Source organism: Derxia lacustris (assembly GCF_002105195.1).
Taxonomy (GTDB): domain Bacteria; phylum Pseudomonadota; class Gammaproteobacteria; order Burkholderiales; family Burkholderiaceae_E; genus Derxia; species Derxia lacustris.
Genome location: NZ_MUHU01000006.1, coordinates 68,851 through 75,627, shown reverse-complemented (window position 1 = coordinate 75,627; position 6,777 = coordinate 68,851). Strand labels below are relative to the sequence as shown.

Below are 6,777 nucleotides of genomic sequence, written 5' to 3'. Positions count from 1 at the left end.
CGCCAGATCGGCGCCCGCCTCGGCGAGGCCAATACCCTCCAGGCGCTCGGCCAACTCAAGCAGCGCGGCGACGACCTCGCCGGCGCCCGAGTCGACTTCGACGCCGCCCTCGGCCTCTACCGCCAGATCGGCGACCGCCTCGGCGAGGCCAATACCCTCCAGGCGCTCGGCACTCTCGCCGCCGCCGAAGGCCGACCAGTTGCGGCATTTGCCCAGCTGCATGCCTGTCTTGCCATCCAGAACGTACTGGCCGACCGAGTTGGCGCGGCCGGTACCCACGGCTATCTGGCACGCATCGCCGGCAGCGTCGGCGCTGGCCTCCAGGCGCAAGCACTGTGCTCGCTCGCCATCCGGCAGTTCACCGCCATCGACGATCGCTGGGGTGTGCTGCTCGCCGCGCAAGACCTGGGACGCGTGCTGCTCGGCACCGAAGATGGCTTCATCGGCGTCTGCGCGCTGGAACTCGCCCGGGCGACAGCAGAGCAGATCGGCGACCCGCGCGCCGAAGCGCTGGGCCAGGTGATCGCCGGCCTGATGTCCGAAGACATGTCCGACACCGACCGCCGCGCCGCGCTGGACCAACTCACGGCCGAAGCCCCCGCCGTCCTCGCCGAATTCCACGCCCGCATCGACGCCGCCATCGCCGCCGGCGAGATCGATCCCTATGCGCCGCTGCAAGCCGGAGCCACCGATGCCGACTGACCTGCGCATGCAGCAGCTGCACATCCTCAGCGACCTGCACCTGACGGTGGCCGGGCCGCAATGCGTGTTCCGCGCCCATGCGGCGCTGACCGCCTTCATCCGCCATCTGGCCACGCTGCCTGCGCCAACCGATCTGCTGCTCAACGGCGACGTGTTCGATTTCCTCCAGATTCCGGGCTATGACGGCATTTCGCTGCCGCTCGCCGGCCAGCGCATCGACGCCATCCTCGATTCGCTCGCCGCCGAGCCGCCGGAACGCAATCTGGTGAGCGCGCTGTGCGACTTCACCGCTGCCGGCCACCGGCTGCACTGCCTGCCCGGCAATCACGATCCGGAGCTGGCGCTGGCCGAGGTGCAGCAACGGCTGGCGGCGCGGCTGGGCGCGGCTCGCGAGCTGCCAGCCCATGCCGACAGCTGGCGCGTCGAGGTGGCCGGCCGCACGGTCGTCGGCCAGCACGGTCATCACGACGATGCCTTCAACGCCCTGCCGGCCAGCTGCATGCTCGCGGCCCAGGCCGCCGGCGATGCAAGCCTGCCGATGCCGCCCGGCTCCAAGCTGGTCTGTAGGGTCATCAATCCCTACCGGCGCGCGGCCGATGCGGACGGCAAACCGCGCTTTCCCTTCGTGGACCTGCTGCCATCCGAGCGCGCCGTGGTGCTGGCGCTGCTGGCGCTCGACGGCCGGCTTGCGGCGCAGCGGCTGGGCGATGCGCTCGGCATCGGCGCCCAGGCGCTCGCGCGCAAGCTGCTGCAATCCATCGGCGGCGGCAGGCTACTGGCCGCCACGCCGGTGCAGCGCGGCGGCGCGCCGGCGCAAGACCCCGCCGATGCGTTTGCCGACGCCATCGCGCAATGCATCGCCGGCACGCTCACGCCGGAGGAACTGGCTGCGTCGCAGCGCATGGCCAGCGCGCTGGAGCAATTTCTGCTGACGGACAACGCGCAGCCGGTCCAGCGTGGCCTGCTTTCGACCGGCGGCGGCTGGATAAGGACGCGGCTGCTGAGCGCACTCGGCAGCACGCTCGATTCGGCGCGCGGTGCCTTCGATCCGGCCCGGCGCGATGAACTGGCCGACGCCGCAATCGACGGCTGGGGCCGCGACCTGATCGCCATCGCCGGCCACACGCATGCGCCACGCGACATCCGGCACGGCATGGCCGGCCACTATCTCAACAGCGGTTCCTGGCTCGACAGCGCAAGCCTGCCGGCCCAGACGGATGCCGTCTCGGTCGCGGACTGGCTCGACCGGCTGCAAGCCGATGCGCTGCCGCGCAATCCGCGCCGTCCGGTGGTGCGGGTGGATGCCGGCGGTGCCGCGCTGCTGCACTGGACCGGCGACCGCCTGATCGACTGGGCCGAGCGCCCGGCCGACGCCTGAACCCGGCTAGCGCGACCCGCCCTCAGCCAGCCGATCCCGCTTCGCCAGCTCCGGAAACAGCCGCATCCACAGCCCGGCGATCAGCAGCGTGCCCACCCCGCCCAGCACCACCGCCGGCACCGTGCCGAACCACGCCGCCGTCAGCCCCGACTCGAACTCGCCAAGCTGGTTGGAGGTGCCGATGAACAGCGAATTCACCGCCCCGACCCGCCCGCGCATGTCGTCGGGCGTCTCAAGCTGCACCAGCGACTGGCGGATGACCACGCTCACCATGTCGGCCGCGCCGAGCACCGCCAGCGCCACGAACGAGAGCCAGAACCAGGTCGACAGCGCGAAGACGATGGTCGCCAGCCCGAACACCGCGACCGCGCCGAACATCTTGCGGCCCACATGCCGGTCCATCGGCCGGCGCGCGAGGAAGACCGCCGCCGCCAGCGCGCCGCAGGCCTCGGACGAGCGCAGCAGCCCCAGCCCCCAGGCGCCGATGTGCAGGATGTCGCGCGCATAGATCGGCAGCAGAGCCACCGCGCCGCCGAGCAGCACCGCGAACAGGTCGAGCGAGATCGCGCCCAGCACCACCGGCCGGCGCCGGATGAAGCCCACGCCGGCAAACATCGACGCCAGCGTGGCCGGCGCCGGCGCGGGCGGCTTGCGCAGCAGCGTCACGAACATCAGCGCCAGCACCGCCACGCCGTACAGCGCCGCCGCCGCGCCATAGGCCCAGTCGAGCCCGGCCGCCAGCACCAGCCCGCCGATGGCCGGGCCGACCAGCACCGCGCCCTGCACCGCCGAGGCCATCGTCGCGACCGCGCGCGGCAGCAGGCCGGGCTCGACCAGACTGGCCAGCAGCGCGCCGTTGGACGGCATCTCGAAGGCGCGCGCGGCGCCGATCAGCGCCGCCAGCGCGAACAGCGATTCGCGCGTCAGCCAGCCGGCGGCCGTGCCCCAGGCCATCAGCGCCACCGCCAGCAGCTTGGTCGCCAGCGCGATGCGCAGCACATTGCGGCGGTCGTAGCGGTCGGCCACATGCCCGACCACGAAGGTGAGCAGCAGCGACGGCAGGAACTGCACCAGCCCGACCATGCCGAGGTCGAAGGCGCGGCCGGTCAGCTCGTACACCTGCCAGCCGGTGGCGACGATCTGCATCTGGTTGGCGACCATCGCGGCGACCCGCGCGGTGATGAAGCGCAGCAGCGACGGATGCTGGGACAGCGGCGCGGGCGCGCCGGATTCGGGAGAAGCGACTGACATGGAGGCGGTGCTGCGAGCGTCGGCAGCTGCCGGCGGGGCGGCGATTGTGACAGCCGCGCCGCCGCCTATCGCCCGCGTTGGGCGATCAGCGCACAAGCGGACCGGCGCGACCGGCCGCTCAGCGTTCGCGCAGCTCGCGCTCCAGCGCCTCGACCACGCAGCTGAACGCGGCGCGGTTGGCGCCGTTCATGCGCGCCAGCGTGCGGTGGGCGTCAAGGATGACGCGCGCCGCCTCGGTCTCGCCGACGGATTCGGCGCGGGCTTCGGCGAGCGCGGTGCCGGTCGGCGCGACGGCCGCGTCGCAGCGCAGAAAGCAGTCGTCGAGGCAGATGCTGTCGAGCAGGGTGTTGATGTCGGCCCGGGGCGAGACCAGCAGCGGCTTGCGGCCGTCGCGCTCGTCGAGCCCGAGCGCCAGCCGCGCGAGCAGGCCGAGCATGGTGCTGTCGATGCCGACCGCCTCGCTCAGATCGACGATCACGCGGTCGATGCCGGCATCGGCGAGCAGGCCGTCGATGAAGCGGTCGAAGGCCGGGCCCTGGGTGTGGCGCAGGTCGCCGGCCAGCCGGACGACGCAGGTCGCGCCGTCGCGCGCATGGCTGACGCTGCCGGCATGGCCGGCCGACGGGACGAGACAGGTGGCATTCATGGGCACGCTCCCTGGAATTGGGCGGCGGGGATTGCGGCCGGCAGCACGCGGCGCAGCGACAGGATGCTCACGTCGTCGGGCGGCGCGCGCTCATGGTCGAGATGCAGCGCATCGGCGATGCCGTGGGCGTCGACATCGGCATGGCTGGCGCAGGCGCGCAGATGGTCGCGCTTGGCCGCCAGGTCGGGCTCGGGCAGGGTTTCGAGGATGCCGTCGGAGAACATCGACAGCGCGAACACCGGCGTGAGCGGCAGCCGCTGGTTGCGCCAGCTGCGCCCGCCGTACAGCCCGACCGGCGCGCTGCGGCCGCCGATCTCGCGCATGTCGTGGCCGTCGTAGGCGAGCGGAAACGGGAACTGGCCGCCGTTGGCGAACACCAGCTCGCCGGCGGCCGAATCGACCACGCCGTAGAACATGGTCAGGTACTTGCCGTGGCGGCCATCGATGATTTCGCGGTTGAGGCAGCCGAGCAGCGCCGCCGGATCGAGCACGGTGGCATCGCCGTAGAGCCGGTGGCGCTCCATCAGCCGCGCGATCTGGCTCTTGAGCAGCACGGTGATGAAGGCCGACGACACGCCGTGGCCCGACACGTCGGCGATGTAGAAGCCGAAGCGCCGCTCGTCGATGGCGAAGTAGTCGATGAAGTCGCCGCTCAGGATGGCCGAGGTGAGCAGATGCCAGGAGCATTCATAGCCGTCGATCACCAGCCGCTCGCGCGGCAGCAGCGCGAACTGGATGCGCCGGCCGGCGTTCTCGTCGTCCTCCAGCGCGCGCAGGCTGGCTTCGAGCTGGCGGTTGGCGGACTGCAAATGCTCATGCACGCGGCGGTTGTCGGCGCGCAGCCGGGCGCGTTCGAGCGCGCCGTCGATGGCATGGGCCAGCACCGCCGCCTCGGGCAGCGGCTTGGTGACGTAATCCCAGGCGCCGTGGCGCAGCGCGCGCACCGCGTCGCCGATGTCGCCGACGCCGCTCACCACGATCACCGGCAGCTCGGGCTGGTCTTGCGCCAGCCGGGCCAGCACGCCGAAGCCGTCGAGGCCGGGCATGCAGAGATCGCAGATGACCAGCGCCGGCAGCTGGCGCCGGCAGGCGGCCAGCCCCGACAGGCCGTCGTGCGCGGTCTCGACGTCATGACCCAGCTGCTCGACCTGGGCCGCCAGCACGCGGCGGAGCACCGGGTCGTCATCGATGATGAGGATGCGCTTGCGCATGTGCCGCCCTTCCGTCGGTGGCCTGCAAGAGCGGCCATGTTCGGCCGCCGTTGCACAGCGTGCAATCGACCCCGGGGGCGGGCTTTCCCCGGTAACGGCGGATTACAGCGGCCGGCCGAGCCGCTTCTCGACCTGGCGCCGCTCCCATTCGGCGCCAAAGAACGGCAGCAATTCAAAGGTGGAAATGGCATGCAATGCCAGGCCAATGCCCCAGCCGAGCGCTGGCCACACCACCCAGAGATTGTGCGGCCGGGTCAGCAGATTGATGGCGAGCAGAAACAGCATCACGACCGCATATTGGCCGACATGCAGATAAAAGCGCTTGAGCTTGTAGACATGCTGAAACGCCAGCGTTTCTTCATTTGAATTGGCGGTATTGGGAATGGCTTCCATGACAGGCTCACTGGTGAATTGCGAGAAATCGATCTCGAAGACCGATGCCAGTGATTTCAGGGTTTCCATGCTGGCCGGCTGGCCGCGTTCTATTCGCTGAATCGTCCGCACACTCAGGCCGCTCAATTCGGCGAGTTGTTGTTGAGACCAGCCGTGTTGCAGTCTCAGTTTTTGCACTTGCATGGGAACCAACCTCTGAAGATCACGAGCCGCCAGATTGACGGCGCCCCTGGGAGAAAGCCACGACAGCCGGGCGACAGCCACACGACAGCGCCCCGCCAGATGCCGTCAACAGTACGGCATTTTTCTCAATTGGCGCTGCGCATTCCTACCAGCGCAAACAATGCGCCTTGCGGATCGATTCCGTGCGCAATCCAGCTGCCGCCCGGCACCGGATTGGGCCCGTTGACGATCGAGCCCTGCGCGGCATTCACCCGCGCGATTGCCGCATCGATATCGGCGACGCAGAAGTAGTAGATCCAGAACGGCACCGGCAGAGCCGGCAGCTTGTTCATCACGCCGCCGGCCGGCTTGTCGTCGATGGCAAAGATCTGATAGGTGCCGAGCGGTCCCATGTCGACTGCCGTATCGGCGGTCCAGCCGAATTGCGCCGAATAGAAGGCGAATGCCGATTCGCGCTCGACCGCCTGCAATTCATGCCAGCCGACGCTGCCGGGCGAGCCGGCTTCGGGCGCCGGCGGCGCCTCGGCCGATTCGCCGCGAAACAGCACGAAGGCCGCGCCCTGCGGATCGGCCACGACCGCGAGCCGGCCGACGCCCGGAATGCTCCAGGCCGGGCGATGGACCTTGCCACCGGCCTCGGCCAGCCGCGCGACGGCGGCATCCACATCGTCGCAGCCGATGTAGCCGAGCCAGCCGGGCCGGGCGCCGCGCGCGGCGGCTTCGGCCGGCAGCTGCATCAGGCCGCCGAGCGGGCGGTCGCCGACGCCGAGCACGGTGTAGTCGACCTCGCCGGCGCCGGAATCGCGTGCGCTCCAGCCGAGCACCGCCTGATAGAAGGCGGTCGCGGCGGCGGTGTCGGTGGTCATGAGTTCGTACCAGACGAAGGGATTGGCTGGCATGGCGGTCTCCTGATGAAGTGAGTTGCGCGGGCGTGCGCGACCGCCAAGCTAAGCCGATCGCGCGACTGCCGCATGCGCGCCGGGCGATGTAACCAAACCGCCCGGCGCGGGCCG

7 protein-coding genes are annotated in these 6,777 nt (G+C 70.4%); 2 read left to right on the top strand and 5 right to left on the bottom strand.

All coding sequences use genetic code 11. The annotated features are described in order from the left end of the window. On the top strand, positions 1–702 hold a 702-nt coding region (locus B9P64_RS24920; RefSeq protein WP_176256743.1), incomplete at its 5' end, for a hypothetical protein. Then, a complete protein-coding gene (locus tag B9P64_RS06065) occupies positions 692–2,080 on the top strand; it encodes a metallophosphoesterase family protein (protein WP_176256742.1) in 1,389 nt (462 codons plus the stop codon). The genes B9P64_RS24920 and B9P64_RS06065, both read left to right, overlap by 11 nt. 6 nt (positions 2,081–2,086) lie before the next feature. On the opposite strand, the gene B9P64_RS06060 is transcribed toward B9P64_RS06065, so the two are convergent. The 5 genes from B9P64_RS06060 to B9P64_RS06040 all read right to left on the bottom strand — a co-directional run bounded on the left by B9P64_RS06060 (position 2,087) and on the right by B9P64_RS06040 (position 6,663). Further along, positions 2,087–3,331: an MFS transporter gene (locus B9P64_RS06060; protein ID WP_085315333.1), complete on the bottom strand. Its 1,245-nt coding sequence runs from the start codon at positions 3,329–3,331 to the stop codon at positions 2,087–2,089. A gap of 118 nt (positions 3,332–3,449) precedes the next feature. Continuing rightward, complete coding sequence (locus B9P64_RS06055) at positions 3,450–3,977, bottom strand: STAS domain-containing protein (protein WP_085315332.1); 528 nt, start codon at positions 3,975–3,977, stop codon at positions 3,450–3,452. Continuing rightward, complete coding sequence (locus B9P64_RS06050) at positions 3,974–5,188, bottom strand: PP2C family protein-serine/threonine phosphatase (protein WP_085315331.1); 1,215 nt, start codon at positions 5,186–5,188, stop codon at positions 3,974–3,976. The genes B9P64_RS06055 and B9P64_RS06050 overlap by 4 nt, the downstream gene beginning before the upstream one ends. A 102-nt stretch (positions 5,189–5,290) precedes the next feature. Beyond that, a complete protein-coding gene (locus B9P64_RS06045; protein WP_085315330.1) occupies positions 5,291–5,764 on the bottom strand; it encodes a 2TM domain-containing protein in 474 nt (157 codons plus the stop codon). 125 nt (positions 5,765–5,889) lie between these two features. After that, positions 5,890–6,663 (bottom strand): VOC family protein, encoded by a 774-nt coding sequence (locus tag B9P64_RS06040; protein ID WP_085315329.1) that lies wholly within the window; start codon positions 6,661–6,663, stop codon positions 5,890–5,892. Positions 6,664–6,777: the final 114 nt, after the last annotated feature.